The sequence below is a fragment of the Paucibacter sp. M5-1 genome (genome assembly GCF_027498415.2).
In the GTDB taxonomy this organism is placed as follows: Bacteria; Pseudomonadota; Gammaproteobacteria; order Burkholderiales; family Burkholderiaceae_C; genus Roseateles_E.
This window is the reverse complement of record NZ_JAPZLM020000001.1, coordinates 954,907-974,631: the sequence shown is the minus strand read 5'-3', so window position 1 is coordinate 974,631 and position 19,725 is coordinate 954,907. Positions and strand designations below refer to the sequence as shown.

21 protein-coding genes are annotated in these 19,725 nt (G+C 67.1%); 8 read left to right on the top strand and 13 right to left on the bottom strand.

Translation table 11 applies throughout. The features are described from left to right. The first annotated feature begins 17 nt into the window (after positions 1 to 17). The 3 genes from O5M90_RS04510 (at position 18) to xerD (ending at position 2,643) form a co-directional block, all read left to right on the top strand. Positions 18 to 581: a chalcone isomerase family protein gene (locus O5M90_RS04510; RefSeq protein WP_269840143.1), complete on the top strand. Its 564-nt coding sequence runs from the start codon at positions 18 to 20 to the stop codon at positions 579 to 581. A 108-nt stretch (positions 582 to 689) separates the two neighbouring features. After that, on the top strand, positions 690 to 1,667 hold the full coding sequence (locus O5M90_RS04505; protein WP_262970616.1) for a tripartite tricarboxylate transporter substrate binding protein BugE: 978 nt from the start codon (positions 690 to 692) through the stop codon (positions 1,665 to 1,667). A 61-nt stretch (positions 1,668 to 1,728) separates the two neighbouring features. Continuing rightward, positions 1,729 to 2,643, top strand: coding sequence for a site-specific tyrosine recombinase XerD (xerD, locus tag O5M90_RS04500; protein ID WP_269840142.1), 915 nt, complete (start codon positions 1,729 to 1,731; stop codon positions 2,641 to 2,643). On the opposite strand, the gene O5M90_RS04495 is transcribed toward xerD, so the two are convergent. Together O5M90_RS04495 and O5M90_RS04490 are read right to left on the bottom strand one after the other, a co-directional pair. Beyond that, positions 2,628 to 3,737, bottom strand: coding sequence for an NADH:flavin oxidoreductase (locus O5M90_RS04495; RefSeq protein WP_269840141.1), 1,110 nt, complete (start codon positions 3,735 to 3,737; stop codon positions 2,628 to 2,630). The two genes, xerD and O5M90_RS04495, sit on opposite strands and share 16 nt — an antisense overlap. Then, entirely contained in the window at positions 3,734 to 4,138 is a 405-nt protein-coding gene (locus tag O5M90_RS04490; protein ID WP_269840140.1) for a RidA family protein, read from the bottom strand. Before O5M90_RS04490 ends, O5M90_RS04495 begins: the two co-directional genes overlap by 4 nt. Positions 4,139 to 4,275: 137 nt before the next feature. Here O5M90_RS04490 and O5M90_RS04485 point away from each other — a divergent pair, with 137 nt between their 5' ends. Next, positions 4,276 to 5,193 (top strand): LysR substrate-binding domain-containing protein, encoded by a 918-nt coding sequence (locus O5M90_RS04485; protein WP_262970619.1) that lies wholly within the window; start codon positions 4,276 to 4,278, stop codon positions 5,191 to 5,193. Here the strand turns inward: O5M90_RS04485 and O5M90_RS04480 are convergent. Then, positions 5,162 to 5,635 (bottom strand): Lrp/AsnC family transcriptional regulator, encoded by a 474-nt coding sequence (locus O5M90_RS04480; RefSeq protein ID WP_269840139.1) that lies wholly within the window; start codon positions 5,633 to 5,635, stop codon positions 5,162 to 5,164. The genes O5M90_RS04485 and O5M90_RS04480 overlap by 32 nt on opposite strands. Before the next feature lie 50 nt (positions 5,636 to 5,685). Next, positions 5,686 to 7,872 (bottom strand): TonB-dependent siderophore receptor, encoded by a 2,187-nt coding sequence (locus tag O5M90_RS04475; RefSeq protein ID WP_269840138.1) that lies wholly within the window; start codon positions 7,870 to 7,872, stop codon positions 5,686 to 5,688. 264 nt (positions 7,873 to 8,136) lie between these two features. Between O5M90_RS04475 and O5M90_RS04470 the strand changes: the two genes are divergently transcribed. Further along, positions 8,137 to 8,739, top strand: coding sequence for a MarC family protein (locus O5M90_RS04470; RefSeq protein ID WP_137940848.1), 603 nt, complete (start codon positions 8,137 to 8,139; stop codon positions 8,737 to 8,739). 253 nt (positions 8,740 to 8,992) lie between these two features. Next, positions 8,993 to 10,291: an isocitrate lyase gene (aceA, locus tag O5M90_RS04465; RefSeq protein WP_440401830.1), complete on the top strand. Its 1,299-nt coding sequence runs from the start codon at positions 8,993 to 8,995 to the stop codon at positions 10,289 to 10,291. Between the two features lie 94 nt (positions 10,292 to 10,385). Here aceA and O5M90_RS04460 read toward each other — a convergent pair whose 3' ends face one another. After that, the gene (locus tag O5M90_RS04460; RefSeq protein ID WP_262970622.1) at positions 10,386 to 10,520 is read right to left on the bottom strand and encodes a hypothetical protein; all 135 of its coding nucleotides are present in this window, start codon (positions 10,518 to 10,520) and stop codon (positions 10,386 to 10,388) included. A gap of 180 nt (positions 10,521 to 10,700) precedes the next feature. Beyond that, a complete protein-coding gene (locus O5M90_RS04455; protein WP_269840137.1) occupies positions 10,701 to 11,858 on the bottom strand; it encodes an iron-containing alcohol dehydrogenase in 1,158 nt (385 codons plus the stop codon). 97 nt (positions 11,859 to 11,955) lie between these two features. Between O5M90_RS04455 and O5M90_RS04450 the strand changes: the two genes are divergently transcribed. Continuing rightward, positions 11,956 to 12,873, top strand: coding sequence for an alpha/beta hydrolase (locus tag O5M90_RS04450; protein ID WP_269840423.1), 918 nt, complete (start codon positions 11,956 to 11,958; stop codon positions 12,871 to 12,873). Beyond that, a complete protein-coding gene (locus tag O5M90_RS04445) occupies positions 12,870 to 13,751 on the top strand; it encodes a YbgC/FadM family acyl-CoA thioesterase (RefSeq protein ID WP_269840136.1) in 882 nt (293 codons plus the stop codon). Before O5M90_RS04450 ends, O5M90_RS04445 begins: the two co-directional genes overlap by 4 nt. 16 nt (positions 13,752 to 13,767) lie before the next feature. On the opposite strand, the gene O5M90_RS04440 is transcribed toward O5M90_RS04445, so the two are convergent. The 7 genes from O5M90_RS04440 to O5M90_RS04410 all read right to left on the bottom strand — a co-directional run bounded on the left by O5M90_RS04440 (position 13,768) and on the right by O5M90_RS04410 (position 19,705). Continuing rightward, entirely contained in the window at positions 13,768 to 14,538 is a 771-nt protein-coding gene (locus O5M90_RS04440) for an ABC transporter ATP-binding protein (RefSeq protein ID WP_269840135.1), read from the bottom strand. Between the two features lie 7 nt (positions 14,539 to 14,545). After that, on the bottom strand, positions 14,546 to 15,661 hold the full coding sequence (locus O5M90_RS04435; protein ID WP_269840134.1) for a succinylglutamate desuccinylase/aspartoacylase family protein: 1,116 nt from the start codon (positions 15,659 to 15,661) through the stop codon (positions 14,546 to 14,548). A gap of 27 nt (positions 15,662 to 15,688) precedes the next feature. After that, on the bottom strand, positions 15,689 to 16,375 hold the full coding sequence (locus O5M90_RS04430) for an ABC transporter permease (protein ID WP_269840133.1): 687 nt from the start codon (positions 16,373 to 16,375) through the stop codon (positions 15,689 to 15,691). Beyond that, a complete protein-coding gene (locus O5M90_RS04425; RefSeq protein ID WP_269840132.1) occupies positions 16,372 to 17,064 on the bottom strand; it encodes an ABC transporter permease in 693 nt (230 codons plus the stop codon). Before O5M90_RS04425 ends, O5M90_RS04430 begins: the two co-directional genes overlap by 4 nt. 19 nt (positions 17,065 to 17,083) lie before the next feature. Next, positions 17,084 to 17,878, bottom strand: coding sequence for an ABC transporter substrate-binding protein (locus O5M90_RS04420; protein WP_137940840.1), 795 nt, complete (start codon positions 17,876 to 17,878; stop codon positions 17,084 to 17,086). 70 nt (positions 17,879 to 17,948) lie between these two features. Then, entirely contained in the window at positions 17,949 to 18,917 is a 969-nt protein-coding gene (locus O5M90_RS04415; RefSeq protein ID WP_269840131.1) for an alpha/beta fold hydrolase, read from the bottom strand. Further along, positions 18,914 to 19,705, bottom strand: coding sequence for a sulfurtransferase (locus O5M90_RS04410; RefSeq protein ID WP_269840130.1), 792 nt, complete (start codon positions 19,703 to 19,705; stop codon positions 18,914 to 18,916). The genes O5M90_RS04415 and O5M90_RS04410 overlap by 4 nt, the downstream gene beginning before the upstream one ends. Positions 19,706 to 19,725: the final 20 nt, after the last annotated feature.

Genomic DNA, 19,725 nt, shown 5'->3' with positions numbered 1-19,725 from the left:
GACGGCGCCGCCTGCTCATGGCCGCGCTGCTGGGTCTGGGCATCAATGCGCCGGCACTGGCGCGCCGCTACGAGGGCTATGACTTCGACGACAAGCTGCAGTTGGGTGGCAGCGCGCTGATGCTCAACGGCGTCGGCATGCGGGCGGTGGCAGTGCTCAAAGGCTATCTGGCGGCCCTCTACCTGGGCCGCAGCGCCAGCACGCCGGCGGCGGTCTACGCAACACCTGGCCCCAAGCGCATCCGCATCCGCATGTTGCTGGACGTCGGCACCGAGGAGTTCGTCAAGGCCATCGCCAAGGGCGTGCGGCGCAACTGCAGCGAGGCCGAGCAGGCCGCGCTGCCCGACAAGATCGAGCAGTTCAACACCCAGCTGCGCGCGGTCGCCAAGGTGCGCAGCAAGGACCTGATCGATATGGACTATCTGCCCGATCAGGGCACCGTGATCAGCCTGAACGGCAAAGCCATCGGCGCGGCGATTGCCGGGCCGGAGTTCTATCTGGCCTTGCTGAAGGTGTTTCTCGGCGAGCGACCGGTGGACAAGCGGCTCAAGGCCGGCTTGCTGGGCGGCGCCGGCGACTGAGGGCCTGTACGTAGTTCCGCTAGCATGGGCCCCGATGGGGGTGGTTAGCATCGCGCCAGAAGCATCGATGAACTGCCCCAAGAATTACCTCATAAAAGGAGACCGCTGATGAGCCGTCGAGTCTGGATACGTCGTTGTGTGGCCTTGAGCGCCGCTACCCTGGTCGCCCCGCTGGCCCTGGCCCAGAGCTATCCGGCCAAGCCGGTGCGCCTGATCGTGCCTTTTGCGCCGGGCGGCACCACCGACATCGTCGCGCGCGTGCTGGCCGAGAAGATCCAGGCCCATCTGGGCCAGAACCTGCTGGTCGACAACCGCGCCGGCGGTGGCGGTTCGATCGGCGCCAATGAAATCGTCAAGGCCGCGCCGGACGGCTACACGCTGGGCATGGCCACGGTGTCGACCACCGCGTCGAACCCCGCGATCAACCCCAAGATCCCCTACAACCCGCTGACCGACTTCACCTCCATCATCAATGTGGCGGCCACGCCCAATGTGATCGCGGTGCATCCCTCGTTCCCGGCGCGTGACTACAAGGGTTTTGTCGCTGAGCTGAAGAAGAGCCCCGGCAAGTACAGCTTCGCCAGCTCGGGCACCGGCGGCATCGGCCATCTGCAGATGGAGCTCTACAAGAGCCTGGCCAATGTCTTTGTGCTGCACATCCCCTATCGCGGCGCCGGCCCGGCGCTCAACGACACGGTGGCCGGCCAGGTGCCGATGATCTTCGACAACCTGCCCTCGGCCCTGCCTTTCATCAAGGACGGCCGGCTGATCCCCATCGTCGTGGCCGCACCGAATCGCCTGGCCGTGCTGCCCAATGTGCCGACCTTCAAGGAAGTGGGCCTGGAGCCGGTCAACCGCATGGCCTACTACGGCATCCATGGCCCGAAGAACCTGCCCAAGGAGGTGATCGACAAGGTTGCCGCGGCGGTCAAGAAGACCGTCGAGATGCCCGATGTGAAGAAGCGCATCGAGGACACCGGCTCTCTGATCGTGGCCAACACGCCCGAACAGTTCACGGCCCAGACCAAGGCCGAGTTCGAGGTCTACAAAAAGGTGGTCGAGCAGCAGAAGCTCAAGCTCGATTGAGCCGGGCGCTGCAGCAGTGACCAAGGGCGCCGCGTGCGCCCTTTCTCTTTGGAAGGCAGGGATGGACAAGGAATCGGCTGCGCGTGCCGCCAGCGAGGCGGCGATCGCAGGTTTCGTCGAGATGCTGTGGATCGAGGACGGTCTGGCCGCCAACACGCTGGCGGCCTACCGGCGCGATCTGAGCCTGCTGGCCGACTGGCTGGCGCGGGAGCATGGTCTGGCGCTGGACGCCGCGCGGGAGCTGCATCTGCTGGGCTATGCGGCGGCCCGCCATGAGGGCAGCCGCGCGACCAGCTCGAACCGCCGCCTCAGTGTCTTCAAGCGCTATTACCGCTGGGCCTTGCGCGAGCAGGCGCTGGCCGAGGATCCGACGCTGCGCCTGGCCAATGCCCGGCAGCCGCTGCGCGTGCCCAAGGTGCTGAGCCAGGCCCAGGTCGAGGCCTTGCTGGCCGCGCCCGAGGTGGAGGACACGCTGGGCCTGCGTGACCGCGCGATGCTGGAGCTGATGTATGCCAGCGGCCTGCGGGTCAGCGAGCTGGTCGAGCTCAAGAGCGTGCATGTGGGCTTCAAGGAAGCGGTGCTGCGCATCGCCGGCAAGGGCGCCAAGGAGCGCCTCGTGCCCTTCGGCGAGGAGGCGCACAGCTGGCTGCTGCGCTACTTGCAGGAGGCGCGAGCGGCCCTGCTGAAGGGCCAGCGCTGCGACGCGCTGTTCGTCACGATCCGCGGCGAGGGCATGACGAGGCAGATGTTCTGGAAGCTGGTCAAGAAGTACGCGCTGCAGGCTGGCATCACCGCGCCGCTGTCACCGCACACGCTGCGCCACGCCTTCGCCACCCATCTGCTCAACCACGGCGCCGATCTGCGCGCGGTGCAGCTGCTGCTGGGCCATGCCGATCTGTCAACCACGCAGATCTACACCCATGTGGCCCGCGAGCGGCTGAAGGCGATCCACGCGGCACATCACCCGCGTGGTTGATCGAGCTCCGAGGCCTTGATGCCCGCCTGTGGCGACAGCAGCGCCGGGTCGAAGGTCTTGAGCGCCAGGCCCTGCCTGAGCCGCTGCGGCCAGTCGGGGTTGGCCAGCGCGCCACGCGCCAGTGCCACCAGATCGGCCCCGTCGCCCAGGCTTTGCAGGGCACGCTCGGGCTCGTGCAGGCCGCCGTTGGCGATCAAACTCAGCGTGGGCAGGCTGTGGCGGGCCAGGCTTGTCAGGCTGGGGCCCTCGCTGCCAAAGGCTGGCCGCCAGGCCTCGTAGGCCGTCAGATGCAGATAGTCGAGATCGGCCTGGGCCAGCGTGCCGAACAGGCGCAGCGCATCGGCCTCGGCGCCGGCCCAGCGGTGCTCGAAGTCATTGACCTTGGACTGCGAGAGGCGCAGACCCACCGGCACCTCACTCCCGACCGCCTGGCGCACGGCCCGGCTGACCTCGAGGCTCAGCCGGGCCCGGCCGACGATGTCGCCACCCCAGCCATCCTCGCGCTGGTTGCTGTAGTCGGTCAGGAACTGGTCCAGCAGATAACCGTTGGCGCCATGTATCTCGACAGCGTCGAAACCGGCCACCTCTACCGCCAGCCGCGCGGCCTGCGCGAAGCCGTCCACGGCGTCGGCGATCTCTGCCTCCGACATGGCCCGCGGCAGCCGGTAGGGGCCGCTGCCGTGATAGGAGGCCATCTGTTCGCCCTTGGGCTGGATGGCCGAAGGGCCGACGCTGGCGTCACGGAAGCGATTGGCCTGGGAAAGCGCACCCGCATGCATCAGCTGCGCCACGATGGCGCCGCCCGCCTCATGCACGGCGTCGACGATGGGCCGCCAGGCCTTGGCCTGACGGGCATCGCTCAGGCCTGGCTGCCCGGCATAGCCCTGCGAGAAGGCCTGGTCGGTGTAGAGGCCCTCGGTGATCAGCAGGCCGAAGCCACCTTGGGCGAAGCGCTGGTAGTAGCGCTGCATCGCTGCGCTGGCCAGACCGTCCGGCGTCGCGCTGACCCGCGTCATCGGCGCGAGGGCCAGACGGTTGGGCAGGCTCAGGCGGCCGAGGCGCCAGGGCTGGAACAGGGCATCGTGGGTGCTCATGCGTCGGCCCCGGTGGTGTCGGCGATGGCAATGGCCTCGATCTCTATCATCGCCTCCGGCGTGTAGAGCGCCGAGACCTCGACGATGGTGTCGGCCGGATAGGGCGCGCTGAACCAGCGGCGGCGCAGCGCGACGATCTTTGGGAAATGGCTCATTGAGGTCAGGAAGATCGTCACCTTGACGATCTGGGACAGGTCGGAACCGGCAGCCACCAGCGCGCGGCGCAGATTCAGCATCGCTTGCTCGGCCTGCCGGTCGAAATCGCCGTCGCCGACGATGCGGCCGTCATCGCCGACGCCGGCCTGGCCGGACACATAGACCAGACCGCCTGCCTTGATGGCCTGGGACAGCAGGTAGGGCGCATAGGGATCGGGCTGGGTGCGGACTTGTTGGCGTTTCATGGGTTTTCTCGATGGGTGATTTGAGATCATCTGATGAAGCCGATCTCCACCAGTGAAAGCCAGTTTCTCTCTCGGTGTTGGGCCTGACAAACGTTCAATATTCAGGTGATGGATGAATTTAAGTAAGCTGTCGACCGATGCGAAAACTACCACCCCTGGGCATGCTGCGGGCCTTCGAAGCCGCGGCGCGGCGCCTGAGCTTCAAGGATGCGGCCGCGGAGCTGCATGTGACGCCGACGGCGGTCAGCCACCAGATCAAGCAGCTCGAAAGCTATCTGTCCCTCAAGCTCTTCGAGCGCGGCACCCGCCAGGTGATGCTGACCGTGCAGGGCGCGCGGCTTTACCCCGTGCTGCGCGAGGGGCTGGATGATTTCGAGCGGGCGCTGGAGTCGCTGCGCCACAAGCCGGGCGGGCAGTTGGCCACGCTGTCGTCCACCGTGGCCTTCATGGCCCGGCGGCTGGCGCCTCGCGTGGGCGCTTTCCATGCCCGCTACCCCGACTGGCAGCTGCGGCTCAGTGCCAGCAACGAGTTGGTGGATCTCGACGGCGAGGCCGATGCGGCGATCCGCTACGGCAGCGGGCACTATCCGGGCCTGGTCGTCGAACCCCTGATCCAGGACTATTTCGCGCCGGTGTGCGTGCCAGCCCTGGCCGACGCCGCAAGGGCCGGACTGGACGGCGTCGCCCTGCTGGACTTCGACTGGGGCGCCAGGGTGCGAGACGATCCGCGCACGCCCAGCTGGCGCCGCTGGGCCGATCTAACAGGCGGCGACATCGGGCTCGGGCAGAGCCTGTCCTTCACCGATGAGATCCATGCGGTGCAAGCGACCCTGGCAGGGCAGGGCGTGGGCCTGCTGAGCCTGACCCTGGTGGCGGAGGAGCTGGCCTCGGGTGCACTGTTGCGGCCTTTTGAGGCCTTGCTGCCGGGCTACCGCTTCGACCTGGTCTACAGCCCGCGTGCGGCCGAGCGTCCGGCCACCGTGCGGCTGCGTGAATGGGTCAGGCAGGAATTCGCCGGCCCGCTCAGCGCACCGGCAGCGGCGCCGGCGGCTTGATCTCTTCCAGGCAGATCATCGAGCGGATGTCGGCGACGCCGGGCAGCTGCATCAGCCGGTCGGTCAGGAACTGCGACAGGCTCTTCAGGTCGGCGGCGACGACCTTCAGCAGATAGTCGCAGTCGCCGGAGACGGTGTGACATTCCAGGATCTCGGGGAAATCACGGATCAGGGCCTCGATCTCGCGCACGCGACCGAAGGCATCGGCCTCGATATTGAGGCTGACAAAGGCGGTCACGCCCAGGCCCAGCGTGGCCGGCTGCACCATGGCCCGGTAGCCGCGCAGCACGCCGCGTTCCTCCAGCTGCTTGACACGGCGCAGGGTCTGCGGCGGCGACAGATGGATGCGGGACGCCAGGTCCACATTGGACAGGCGGCCGTCGCGCTGCAGGATCTCGATGATTCTGCGGTCTATGGTGTCGAGGGGGCCGGCTTCGCTCATGGTGGCGCGCATTGTCCTTGCAAATCGGCAGCCGGCCGCCGCAGGACCGATCAGAGCGTGTGGCTGAGCGTCAGGGTCAGGCCGCGCGGCTTGCCGTAGGTGTAGCCGCTCCAGCTGCTGCTGTAGTACTTCTTGTCCAGCAGATTGTCGACATTGGCCTGCAGCGAGAGCTTCTTGCTGAACTCGTACCTGAGCATCAGATCCACCAGCGCATAACTGGGCTGGCCAACATGCTCGTTGACCTTGCTGACGGGATTTTCCAGACGCGTGAGCTGCGCGCTCTCCCAGTTGATGCCGCCGCCGACGCTGAAGCCCTGCAGGCTGCCGCCCAGGGTGTACTTGCTGAACAGCTTGAGCTGACGGCGCGGATGGTCCAGCGCCGCTTGCACGCCCTGGCCGTCCTTGGTCGAGAAATGGGTCCAGCCGGCGCTCAGGCTCCAGCCCGGCGCCAACTCGCCCGCCAGCTCTAGCTCCCAGCCCTGGGAGCGCACGCCCTGGCCGGCGCGCTTGGCCGGGGTGGTGGTGCCGGGGATGAACTGGCCCGGATCCGGCTCGGCGAAATTGTCCTGGTCGACACGGAATACCGCGGCCGAGGCATTCAGCCGGCCGTCCAGCAACTCGCCCTTGATGCCGCCCTCATAGCTCTTGCCGCGCAGCGGGTCGAGGTAGTGGCCGTTACGGTCGCGCTCGTTCTGCGGCTTGAAGATGTCGGTGTAGCTGGCGTAGAGGGACAGCTCTTTGTTGAGGTCGAAGATCAGGCCCGCATAGGGGGTGAACTCGCCTTTGTGCTCGATCGTGAAGGCCTCGGGAGTCCAGAGGCCGACCTTGTGCTCCTTCTTCCAATGGCTGACGCGGCCGCCGAGTATCAGCTTCAATGGGTCGCTCAGTTGCAGCCGGGCCGCCGCATAGGCGCCGGACTGGATGGTGGCATCGCTGCTGCCGACTTCCAAAGCCTTCATCGCCGGCCGCGCGTAGGAGCCATCCCAGCGATTGAAGTCGCCGACCGGGGCCTGCTGCTTGTCCAGCGGTTCCCCATTGTCCCAACCGGCCTTGGCACGGCTATGGCTCAGGCCCAGGCTCAGCTCATGGGCGCGGCCCCACAGCCGGAAGGGGCCACTGGCCGTCAGAGCCAGCTGGTTCTGGGTCGGCTCGGCGCGGTAGTGATAGGGCATGGCGTTCAGGCCCAGGCCGGTGTTGCGGTCGGGCAGGCCGGTTATCCAGAGCAGCATCGACTCCTCGCGCTGCTTGAAGTGGTTCAGGTCCAGGCTGACGCGCCAGAGGTTCTCGAACTGGTGGCTCAGTTTGGCGAAGGCGGTTTGCTGGCGCGTGTCCCACTGGTTCCAGCGCGTGGCCGTGGTCTTGCTGCGATCCCAGCGGGTAGGGCTGCCGTCGGCATACCAGTAGGTCAGGCCACCCCAGTAGACGCCATTGCGCTTGTCGTCCTGGCTGCTGGCGCCGACGCTCAGGCGTGTGGCCGTGCCGAGGTCGGCATCGATGACGCCGTACAGCACGCTGCGCCTGGTGTTCTCGAGGTCGATGAAGGCATGCTGCCGTTCATGACTGGCAACCACCCGGCCCCGCACCCGGCCGTCCTCGCTCAGCGGGGTGGACAGGTCCAACGTCAGGCCGCGATGCTGCCAGCTCCCCAGGCTGGCCTGGACCGATCCGGCGAAGACCTTGCTGTCGGCGCGCTTGCGCACCAGATTGATGGCCGCCGAGGGGTTGCCGGCGCCGCTGAGCAAGCCGGTGGAGCCGCGCACGACCTCGACGCGCTCATAGATCACCGTGCTGTCGTTCTCGCCGCCGATATTGATTTTCTCGACTGGCACGCCGTCGTACTGGTAGTTGTCGATCTCGAAGCCGCGCACCGACAGGCTGTTGCGGCCGCGGTCGGTGTCCTTGTACGACAGTCCGGGTGTGCCCTGCAGCACATCGGCCACCTGGCGCATCGCCTGATCGCTGATGCGCTGCTGGGTGATCACGGTCACCGACTGCGGGGTGTCGCGCAGCGACAGGGTCAGGCCGGTGGCGGACTGGCTGGCACCGGCGGTGTAGGACTGGCTTTCATGGGTGCTGCGCGCCTTGACCTTCACGACCGGCAAGACCGCTGCATCGTTCACTTCTGGAGCCGGCTCCTGCGCCCCCTGTGGTGCTTGGGCCAGACTCGGCAGCGCCAGTGCCACCAGGGTGGCCAGCAGGCTCAGGCGACCTGTCTTGGCGCGGGCAGCGGCGGGCATGGTGACCGCCTGGGAGTGACTGGCATGCTTGGCGCACTGCGCCTTGATACGAGAGGATGTCATCGGAGGAGTTGCATGGACAAGCCCGCCGCAGCCTGGGTTCGGCCTGCAGTGGCTTGTTTATGTGAATGAGAATTGTTGTTATTCGCATTGTAAGGTGGCATCGACCCGATCGAAGGAAAAGCCCGGGCTGTTGTGTCCAAGCCACCGTGAGGGCGATTGGCGGGCGACCGGCCCGACGGCAAGCCGGCGGACAATCCGGCCATGGACCACAGTTTTCTCTCCGCCTTCATCCTCTTGCTGCTGGTGCTGGACCCGCTGGGCAGCCTGCCGATCTTCATTCCCATCATGCGAGCGGTCCCCAAGCCGCGGCGCAAGCTGGTGGCGCTGCGCGAGGTCGGCATCGCTTTCGGCGTGCTGTTCGCCTTCATGTTCGTTGGCGATGCCTTTTTGCGGGTGATGCATCTGTCGGAGCGCTCGCTGGAGGTGGCCGGCGGTGTGATCCTGCTGATCATTGCGATCCGCATGATCTTCGGCAGCAGCGGCGAGTCGGCCTATGGCCTGGAGCCCGGCCGCGAGCCCTTCATCTTCCCGCTGGCCGTGCCCTTGCTGGCCGGCCCCTCGGCGATGGCCACCGTGCTGCTGCTGGCTTCGCGTCAGCCCGACCGCATCTGGGAGTGGATTGCCGCGCTCACCGCGGCCATGGTGGTCTCTGGCCTGACCCTGATCCTGGCCGACCGCATCCGCAAGCTGCTGGGCGACTCGGTGGTGTCGGCGATCGAGAAGCTGATGGGCCTTGTGCTGACCGCGATCGCGGTCGAGATGGTGCTGGCCGGGCTGAAGCGCTACTTCATCGGCGGGCTCTGAGATCGCATCGCTGCAAATCCACGATACGAAAACGACATTTCATATCGTGATCTTTCTTCATGTTGCGCCGCGACATTTTTTCTCATTATGGAGAAGTTGTTTTCACGATCCGGCATTGAAAGTGCAAGTTGTTGATTTTCAAGGAGAATATTTTTAGTCTTATATAAGACACAACACTTCCGCAAGACGGAGGCGAGGACTACGCTTAAGCCATCGATTCCTTCCTACCCCCAACCGCTTGCAGGAGTACTTCATGAGCACCTTGACCCGTGAACAGCAAATCGCCGCCCTCGAAAAAGACTGGGCCGAGAACCCGCGCTGGAAGGGCATCACCCGCGGCTACACGGCCGCCGACGTGGTGCGCCTGCGTGGCTCGCTGGCCATCGAGCACACCCTGGCCAAGCGCGGCGCCGAGAAGCTCTGGGGCCTGGTCAACACCGAGCCCTTCATCAACTCGCTGGGCGCGCTGACCGGCAACCAGGCCATGCAGCAGGTCAAGGCCGGTCTGAAGGCCATCTATCTGTCGGGCTGGCAGGTCGCCGGTGACGCCAACAGCAATGGCGAGATGTACCCCGACCAGTCGCTGTACTCGGTGGACTCGGTGCCCAAGGTCGTCAAGAAGATCAACGCCACCTTCGCGCGCGCCGACCAGATCCAGTGGAGCGAGGGCAAGAACGATATCGATTACTTCGCGCCCATCGTGGCCGACGCCGAGGCCGGTTTCGGCGGCGTGCTGAACGCCTTCGAGCTGATGAAGGCCATGATCGAGGCCGGCGCTGCCGGCGTGCACTTCGAAGACCAGCTGGCCGCCGCCAAGAAGTGCGGCCATATGGGCGGCAAGGTGCTGGTGCCGACCCGCGAGGCGGTGGCCAAGCTGGTGGCTGCCCGTCTGGCTGCCGATGTGATGGGCACGCCCACGGTGCTGCTGGCCCGCACCGATGCCGAGGCCGGCGATCTGGTGACCAGCGATATCGACGACAACGACAAGCCCTTCTGCACCGGCGAGCGCACCGTCGAAGGCTTCTTCCGCACCAGGAACGGTCTGGACCAAGCCATCAGCCGCGGCCTGGCCTACGCGCCCTATGCCGACATGATCTGGTGCGAGACGGGCAAGCCCGACCTGGCCTTCGCGAAGCAGTTCGCCGATGCGATCCATGCCAAGTTCCCCGGCAAGCTGCTGGCTTACAACTGCTCACCCTCGTTCAACTGGAAGAAGAACCTGGACGACGCGACGATTGCCAAGTTCCAGCGCGAGCTCGGTGCGATGGGCTACAAGTTCCAGTTCATCACGCTGGCCGGTTTCCACAGCCTGAACTACTCGATGTTCAACCTGGCCTACGGTTACGCCCGCAACAATATGAGCGCCTTTGTCGAGCTGCAGGAAGCCGAGTTCGCCGCCGCCGAGAAGGGCTTCACGGCCGTCAAGCACCAGCGCGAGGTCGGCACCGGCTACTTCGACGCGGTGACCACCACCATCGAGCGCGAAGCCTCCACCGCCGCGCTGAAGGGCTCGACCGAGGACGAGCAGTTCTTCGACGCCAAGCATGGTTGATGCACCCCTCAAGTGATTGAGCCCTGGCATCCGGGGCTCGTATCGCCGGGCCGGCCTCCACAAGAGGTCGGCCTTTTTGCTGGCCGGTCCGCGCTCAGCCCTGCAGGGCCAGCCACCAGCGGATGAAGAAGGGCATCTGTCGGCGGCGCCCGGTGCGTCGGCCTTGCATCGCTGGTTCTGCCTCGGCAGGCCTTCTTGTCAGCGGTGGCAGGCTCGGGGAGTGATTCATGCTGCGCACATCCTGCCCATGACGCCGGCCTGCGGGTGTCAGCAATGGAAACAAAAGACTTCGGTCCATGACCCGCCTCCTGCCTGTGAACACCGCTCCATTGCAACCGATGTGCCGCTCGCCGGGCATAGGAAGCCGGCTGTAAACCCTGTCGGGCATTGCCTGACGCGAGCCTCCGGGTCAAAGCGAGGCGATGAGCATCTCGCGGTAGTCCTCGCGCGTGGCCAGGCGCGGATTGGTCTTGTGGCAATGGTCCAGCATCGCGCCATCGATGACGCGCTCGAACAGGTCTTCGCCTACCCCCAGCGCCGCCAGCCCCGGAGCCAGGCCCAGCCGCGCATTCATCGCGCGCAGCGCCTCGGCCACCGCGTGACCGGCCGCATCGCTGCCGGGCAGGCCCATGGCCTGGGCCATGCGCTGCAGCCGGTCGTCCTGATGCAGGCTGGGGTGCTGGGCATTGAATTTGACGACGGCCGGCAGGAACACCGCGTTCAAAGTGCCGTGGTGCAGGCGCGGGTTGACGCCGCCCAGGCTGTGGCTGAGCGAATGCACGCAGCCCAGGCCCTTCTGGAAGGCCATCGCGCCCTGCATGCTGGCGCTCATCATGGCCCAGCGCGCCTCGCGGTCGCTACCGGTGCTGGTCGCGCGCTCGATGGCGGCCCAGCCACGGCGCAGGCCTTCCAGCGCGATGCCGTCGGCCGGCGGGTTGACGGCGGCCGACATAAAGGTCTCCATGCAGTGCGCAATCGCGTCCATGCCGGTGGCGGCGGTCAGCAGGGCCGGCAGGCCCAGGGTCAGCTCGGGGTCGCAGATCGCGGCCTTGGGCATCAGCTCCCAGCTGTGAAAGCCCAGCTTGCGGCCATCGTCGACGATGATGATGGCGCCGCGAGCCACCTCGGAGCCGGTGCCGGCCGTGGTCGGCACCGCGATCACCGGCGCCACCGCCTTGGTGATCCTGGGGCTGCCGCCCTCGATGGTGGCGTAGCTCTTCAGCGGCCCCTCGTGCGTCGCGGCAATCGCGACGCCCTTGGCCAGGTCCATGCTGGAGCCGCCACCGATGGCCACCAGGCCGTCGCAGCCGAGTTCTTGATACATCAGGGCAGCGGCGCGCACCGCCGCCTCGGTGGGGTTGGCGGGCGTGGCGTCGAACACCGGCGGCCATGCGGTGTCGGCGGCGCCCCAGGCGGCCAGCGCCTTGGCCAGCACACCGGCAGCGCGCACGCCGGCGTCGCTGATGATCAGCGGCCGCTGGATGCCGACGCGCTCGCACTCCTGCGGCAGCAGCGCGGCGGCGCCGAAGTCGAACTGGATCTGGGTCAGGTACTGGATCAGGGCCATCGCTCTCGTCTCCTTGGGGGCTCTGGCACACTGCGCGCCAATGCCCCGAGCGTAGTTGTTGGAGATCTTGTTGAGTAGCACCTTGTTGACACCGCGCATGGCCGGTGTGCTCACGCGCATACATCGCGCCAATCGCCCGCCGTTTCACAGCCTGAGCCCGAAGCAGGCGCGTATCGCCTATCTGATGGGGGCCGAGATCCTGGATCTGCCGCGCGCGCCGCTGGCCCGCATCGAGAATCTGCAGGTGCCCGGTGCCGAAGGCCCGCTGGCCGCCCGGCTTTATGCGCCCAAGACCCGAGACGAGGCCCGGTTGCCCGTGCTGCTCTATCTGCACGGCGGCGGTTTCACGATAGGCAGCCTGGAGACGCACGACAGCCTGTGCCGCCAGTTGGCGCTGCGCTCGGGCGCGGCGGTGCTGGCGCTGGACTACCGGCTAGCGCCCGAGCACCGCTTTCCGGCCGCCGTCGACGACTGCTGGGCGGTGATGCGCTGGCTGGTGGGCGCGGCCGACTCGCTGGGCCTGGACGGCAGCCGGCTGGCGGTCGGCGGCGACAGCGCCGGCGGCACGCTGGCAGCGGTCTGCGCGCTGCATGCCCGTGATCTGGGCCTGCCGCTGGCGCTACAACTGCTGATCACGCCGGGCACCACGGCCCATGCCGACACCGCCTCGCACAAGCTGTTTGCCAACGGCTTCCTGCTCGATGCGGCGTCCATCGCCTGGTTCTTCGACCACTACATCGCCCACCACCACAAGCGCGACTGGCGCTTCGCGCCGCTGGAGGCCGAGGACCACGGTGGCCTGGCTCCCGCCTGCGTGCTGCTGGCCGAATGCGACCCGCTGGTCGACGAGGGCATTGCCTATGCCGACCGGCTGCGCGCGGCCGGCGGCCAGGTGCAGCTGGAGCTCTATCGCGGCGTGACCCACGACTTCATCAAGATGGGCCGCCAAATCCCCGAAGCCCTGCTGGCGCTGGACGCCTGCGGCCTCGCCATCAAGGAAGCCTTGCAGCCATGAGCGCCACTTCTACATCCACGCCACGTCGTCGCGACTTCCGCTTCTTCGAGCGACTGCGCGTGCGCTGGGCCGAGATCGATGCGCAACACATCGTCTTCAACGGCCATTACCTGACCTATTTCGACACCGCGGTCGGCGGCTACTGGCGTGCGCTGGCCCTGCCTTACTCGGCGACGATGGCTGAGCTGGGCGGCGATCTGTTCGTGCGCAAGGCTACGCTGGAATATCTGGACTCGGCCCGCTTCGAGGAGCTGCTCGATGTGGGCGTGCGCTGCGAGCGCGTCGGCAACAGCTCGATGAGCCTGCACTGCGCGGTGTTCCGTGGCGAGGACTGCCTGGTCCATGGCGAGCTGGTCTATGTGTTTGCCGATGCCGTCAGCCGCACGCCGAAGCCGGTGCCGCAGGGCCTGCGCGAGCTGCTGACCGGCTTCGAGAAGGGCGAGGCGATGGCGCGGGTGCGCGTCGGCGCCTGGGCCGAGCTGGGCGCCGAGGCGCAGCGGATCCGCCAGGCCGTCTTCGTCGACGAGCAGAAGATCCCGGCCGAAATGGAGTGGGACAGCGCCGACGCAAGCTGCCTGCATGCGGTGGCCTACAACCGGCTGGGCCGGCCGCTGGCCACCGGCCGCCTGCTCGAGCATGTGCCCGGTGTCGCCAAGATCGGCCGCATGGCGGTGATCGCGGCGCTGCGCGGCAGCCGGGTCGGGCGCGAGGTGCTGGAGGCGCTGATGCAGGCGGGCCGCGAGCGCGGTTACCGCGAGGTGCTGCTGCACGCCCAGCTGTCGGCCGAGGGCTTCTACACCCGCGCCGGCTTCCAGCGCCGCGGCCCCGTCTTCGACGAGGCCGGCATCGCCCATGTGGAGATGGTCCGGGCGTTGTAGCGCTCGGAGGGTGGGCCTATTTCAGCCCGCCGCTGAGGAACTGCTGCAGGCGCGGGCTCTGCGGCTTGAGCAGCACCTCGCGCGGATTGCCCTGCTCCTCGACCTTGCCCTGGTGCAGAAACATCGTGTGGGTCGAGACCTCACGGGCGAAACCCATCTCATGGGTCACGACAATCATCGTGCGGCCCTCGGCCGCCAGATCGCGCATCACCTTCAGCACCTCGCCGACCAGCTCCGGGTCCAGCGCCGAGGTCGGCTCGTCGAACAGCATCACCTCCGGCTCTACCGCCAGCGCCCGCGCGATCGCAACGCGCTGCTGCTCGCCACCGCTGAGCTGGGCCGGGTAGACATCCTTGCGATGGGCCACGCCGACGCGGGCCAGCAGGGCCTCGGCCTTCTCCATCGCTTCGGCCTTGGGCACGCCCAAGACATAGACGGGCGCCTCGATGACGTTCTCGATCACGGTGCGGTGGCCCCAGAGGTTGAAGTTCTGGAACACCATCGCCAGCCGGGCGCGCCAGCGCTGCAGCTGCTTGGCGTCCAGCGCCTTCAGGCTGCCGTCGCGGTCGCGGCCCAGTTTCAGTTGCTCGCCACCCAGCGAGAAGCGGCCCTCCCAGGGCTGCTCCAGCAGGTTGATGCAGCGCAAGAAGGTGCTTTTTCCCGAGCCGCTGGAGCCGATCAGGGTGATCACATCGCCGGTGCGCGCGGACAGCGAGACGCCCTTGAGCACCTCGCGCTCGCCATAGCGTTTGTGCAGGTTTTCAATGACAAGGCTTGCTTCGGACATTTTTCTCTCAATCACCCAACAACTTACCGGTGCGCAGCGCGGTCAGGCCGGCCACCTTGGCCACCTTCATGCCGGCATGGGCGAAGCGCACCGACTCGCGCGCGAACAGCAGGCCATCGACCGGGCTGGTCAGCTCGCTCACCTGGTTGCTGAGGGGATCGATCACATGGGCCAGCACCTCGCCGGCCCTGAGCATCGCGCCGGCATCGCGCAAAAAGGTCAGCACGCCGGCCGATGGGCTCTTGACCGGGATGCTGCCGGCCAGCGGCCGGGCATCGCCGACGGCGGCCGGCAGCGCCGGCGCCTGGCCCGAGATCAGGCCGCGATGGGTCAGGAAATCGATGATGTGCTGCGCGTCGCGGCGGGCCAGCGCGTGGTCGACATCGGCCTGGCCGCGCAGCTCCACGGTGACCGACAGGCAGGCCTGCGGAATAGGGAAGCGATTCTTGAACTGCTCGGCCCAGCGCCACCAGGGCTGGGAGCAGATCTCGTCGAAGGGCCGGTCGCCGGAGTCCTGGGCCAGCAGCGTCAGGCGCGCTCCCAGAAAGCGCGCCAGCACCTCGCACTCGGGCCAGCAGGGCGTCTCGGTATAGAGGTGCAGCACGGCCTCGGCATCGCAGTGCAGGTCCAGCACGATGTCGGCATCGCAGGACAAGCTCATCAGCGTGCGGCGCAGCGACTGCAGCTCGGTGTCTACCGGGGTCTGCAGCACCGCCTCCCGCAGCGCCAGGCGCAGCAGCCGCACATTGCGCGCCGCGTCGTCGCCCAGCTCGCTCTCGATGGCGGCCGCGACATTGGCGATCTGGTCGGGGTAGTGGCGGTTGAAGTTCTCGCCCGAGTTCAGCTCGAAGCGGCCCAGATGGCCGTGCAGCAGAAACTGCGACAGGCCGATCGGGTTGGCCATCGGTACCAACACGATCTCGCCATTGATGCGGCCGGACGCTTCCAGCGCATCGAGCTGCTGGCGCAGATGGTGGGCCACCAGCATGCCGGGCAGCTCGTCGGCATGCAGCGAGGCCTGGATATAGGCCTTCTGGGCACCGGCACGACCGTAGTGCAGCGAGATCAGCTCTCGCTGGGTGCCTGGGGCGGGCGAAAGCAGGGGGTGGCGGGAGGTTTGCATGGGAATCAGCGCGGCGTCATCCGGACTTCAGCGTGGCATCAGCGGCTTGAGCCAGCGGGCCTCGGCCTTGTGGAACAGGCCCACCAGGGCCAGGGTCAGCACGAAGTAGAACAGCGCCGCCGTGATGAAGGCTTCGAAGGGCAGGTAGTAGGTGGAGTTGACCTGGCGCGCGGCGCCGGTCAGGTCGGTGATCGTGACGATGCTGGCCAGCGAGGTGCCGTGCAGCATGAAGATGGCTTCGTTGCTGTAGGCCGGCAGCGCGCGGCGCAGCGCCGAGGGCAGCACGATGCGGCGCAGCATCACGCCACGGCTCATGCCCAGGGCCTTGGCGGCCTCGATCTCGCCGTGCGGCAGCGCGCGGATGCTGCCGGCGATGATCTCGACGGTGTAGGCGCAGGTGTTCAGCGCAAAGGTCAGGCAGGCGCAGAACCAGGCCGAACTCAGATAGGGCCAGGCCACGCTCGCGCGCACCGCCTCGAACTGGGCCAGGCCGTAATAGATCAGGAACAGCTGCACCAGCATCGGCGTGCCGCGGAAGAAATAGGTGTAGAGCCAGACCGGGCCCGACACCCAGCGCGAGGGCATGCAGCGCAGCAGGGCCAGCGGGATGGCCACCGCCAGGCCCAGCACCAGCGAGATCAGCAGCAGTTGCAGGGTGGTCCATGCGCCGCTGACATACAGCGGCAGGTTTTCGGCAATCGCGTCCAGATTCACAACAGTCCTTGGCGCACGCCGACGGAGAAACGTTTTTGCAGATGCTTGAACACCAGCTCGGAGGCGCTGGTGAAGGCCAGGTAGATCACGGCCACGGCCGCGTAGAACACAAAGGGCTCGCGCGTCGTGCCGGCCGCCTGCGAGCCGCGGGTCATCAGGTCGTGCAGGCCGATCACCGAGACGATGGCCGTGCTCTTGATCAGCACCAGCCAGTTGTTCGACAGGCCCGGCAGCGCATGGCGGAACATCTGCGGCAAGGTGATGCGCCGGGCGATCTGCCAGCCGCTCATGCCGTAGGCCAGGCCGGCCTCGCGCTGGCCCGGTGGCACGGCCAGGAAGGCACCCCGGAAGGCCTCGGTCAGATAGGCGCCGAAGATGAAGCCTATCGTCAGCACGCCGGCCAGATAGGGGTCGACGTCGACATAGTCCTCATGCCCCAGGGCCAGCGCGATCTCGTTGACGGCCAGCTGGCCGCCAAAAAAGATCAGGAGCATCAGCACCAGATCGGGCACACCGCGTATCACCGTGGTGTAGACCTGGGCGACGCCGCGCGCCGCCCGGAAGCGCGAGAGCTTGGCCATGGCGCCGGCCATGCCGAGCACCATGGCCAGGGCCAGAGAGGCCAGGGCCACGCTCAGCGTGACCAGGGCACCCTCCAGCAGGCTGGGCAGAAAGCCGTGCAGAAACATGCGTTGATGAGCGGCTTGCTTACTGCTTCGGCGAGACGTCGTACTCGAAGTACTTGTCGTTGAGCTTCTTGAACGTGCCGTTGGCGCGCAGCGCGGCGATGGCATCGTTGAACTTCTTGCCCAGGGCCTTCTCATCGGCCTTGCGCATGCCCACACCCGAACCGGTACCGAAGTACTTGACGTCATCGAAGGCCGGGCCGATGAAGGCATAGCCCTTGCCGCCCGGGGTCTTCAGGAAGCCGGTGTCGATGGCGACGGAGTCGGCCACGGTGGCATCGATGCGGCCCGACTTCAGGTCCAGATAGGCCTGGTCCTGGGTTGCGTAGCGCACGATCTCGCTTTGCTTGAACTGGTCAGCGGCGAACTTCTCGTGAATGGTGGCGCGCTGCACGCCGATCTTCTTGCCCTTCAGGCCGGCGGCACTGATGTCCAGCTTGGCGTCGGCCTTGGCGGCAAAGCGGGCCGGGGTGTTGTAGTAGGCCTTCGAGAAGGCGATGGCCTTCTTGCGCTCATCGGTGATGGACATCGAGGCGATGATGGCGTCGATCTTGCGCGCCTGCAGGGCCGGGATCAGGCCGTCGAAGTCCTGCTGCACCAGGGTGCACTCGGCCTTCATCTCGGCGCACAGGGCCAGCGCGTAGTCGATCTCGAAGCCCTTGAGCTTGCCGTCCGGGCCGACCTCGGAGAACGGAGGGTAGGCACCCTCGACGCCGATGCGGACCTTCTTCCAATCGGGCGCCTGGGCGTGGCTGCTCAGGGCGGTGAGGGTGCTGCAGGCCAGGGCGGCCAGAGCGATCAGATGACGACGTTGCATGCGTTCTCCAAGAAATGTGCGAATGGCAAAACAAGGTGAGGATATTGCAATGCCCATGAGGCAAAAGGCATCAGGGTTTGAGCGAATGTAAAAAATCCTGCATCACGGCCACGGTGGCGGCCGGATCTTCCTCCTGCGGCACATGGCCCAGCGCCTCGAACACCACCAGGCGGCTGCCGGCAATCGCGTCGGCAAAGGCCTGGCCATAGGCGGGCGGGATCAGCCGGTCGCGGCCGCCCCAGAGGATCAGGGTCGGCTGCTTCAGCTCGGCCAGGCGTGCCGTGTTCTGGCCCGGCCGCATCTGCTGGATGCGCTGCAGCAGGGCCGCACGGTTGCCCTCACGCAGGGTCAGCTCGAAATAGCGGTCGACCAGGGCGGTGTCGACCTTGGCCGGATCGCCGTAGAGATTGGCCACGCTGGCCTGGACCAGGCGGCGCGGCAGCAGGCCGCTGACCAGGCCTCGCAGCACCGGCAGGCGCGCCAGCTGCAAGGCCAGCGGCACCGAGTCGGGTTTGAAATCGTGGCCGGCGGCATCGACCAGCACCAGGGCCGCGACCCGCTGCGGCGCCTGGGCCGCCAGCTGCCAGGCGATCTGGCCCCCCAGCGAGTTGCCGGCCAGCACGACGGGTGGCAGCTTCAGATGATCGAGCAGGGCCAGCACGAAAGCGATATAGGCCTCGTCGCTGTAGTCGCCCTGCGGCTGCGCGCCGCTGAGGCCGAAGCCGGGCAGGTCGAAGCTGATGACGCGGCGCCGCGGCTTCAGCGCGGTGGCCCAGCCTTCCCAGCTGTGCAGGCTGGCCGCCGTGCCATGGATCAGCACGATGGGCTGCGGGTCGTCGCTGGGACCTTCGTCGCGCAGATGCACCAGCTGGCCGCCCAGCTCGATGAAGTCCGAGGGCGGCCGCGCCCAGCGTGCCACCAGGCTCTCCAGCGAGCGCTCGGGCGCGCGGAAGGCGGCCATCATCAGCGCCGCGGCGAGCAATAGCAGGCCGAGCAGCTTCAGCAGCAAGCCGCCCGGCCCCGTCCGTTCACGTCTCATGGCTGGGGCGCTCGATGGGCCTCGCTGGCTGGGCGCTCGATCTCGATGGCCGGGTGCAGGCCGGCGTCCAGCGCCTCGCGCTGGTCAAACACAAAGCAGCTGCCGTGGTAGTGCGGGCCGCCGGTCTCCTCGAAATATTTCAGGATGCCGCCCTCGAGCTGGTAGACGGGGCCGTCCAGCCCCTGCTGCCGCAGATACAGCGCGGCCTTCTCGCAGCGGATGCCGCCGGTGCAGAAGCTCACGACGGTCTTGCCCATCAGCTCCTCGCGGTGCTGGCGCACGGCCTCGGGGAACTCGCTGAACTTGTGGATGCGCCAGTCGATCGCGCCGTCGAAGGTGCCGTAATCGACCTCGAAGGCATTGCGTGTGTCCAGGGTCACGACCGGCCGGCCCGCATCGTCATGGCCCTGATCCAGCCAGCGCGCCAGCGTGGCGGCGGGCAGGGCGGGTGCGCGCTCGGCCTGGTCCGGCCGGATCGTCGGATGGTTCATCCGGATGATCTCGGGCTTGACCTTGACCAGCAGCTTCTTGAAGGGCACGGTCTCGCTCCAGCTTTCCTTAGGGCTCAGCGGGGCGAAGCGGGCGTCCTCGTGCAGGGCCGCGACCCAGCGGCGCACCGCCTCGGCCGGGCCGGCGAGAAAGAGATTGATGCCTTCCTCGGCCAGCAGCACCGTGCCCTTGAGCTCCAGGCTCAGGGCCAGCTCATGGAGGCGCTCACGCAGCGCGTGGCAGTCGGGCAGGCCTACGAAAAGATAGGCCGAGATGTTCAGAATCGGAGCGTTTTGCATGGCGGACAGGCCGGGATTGT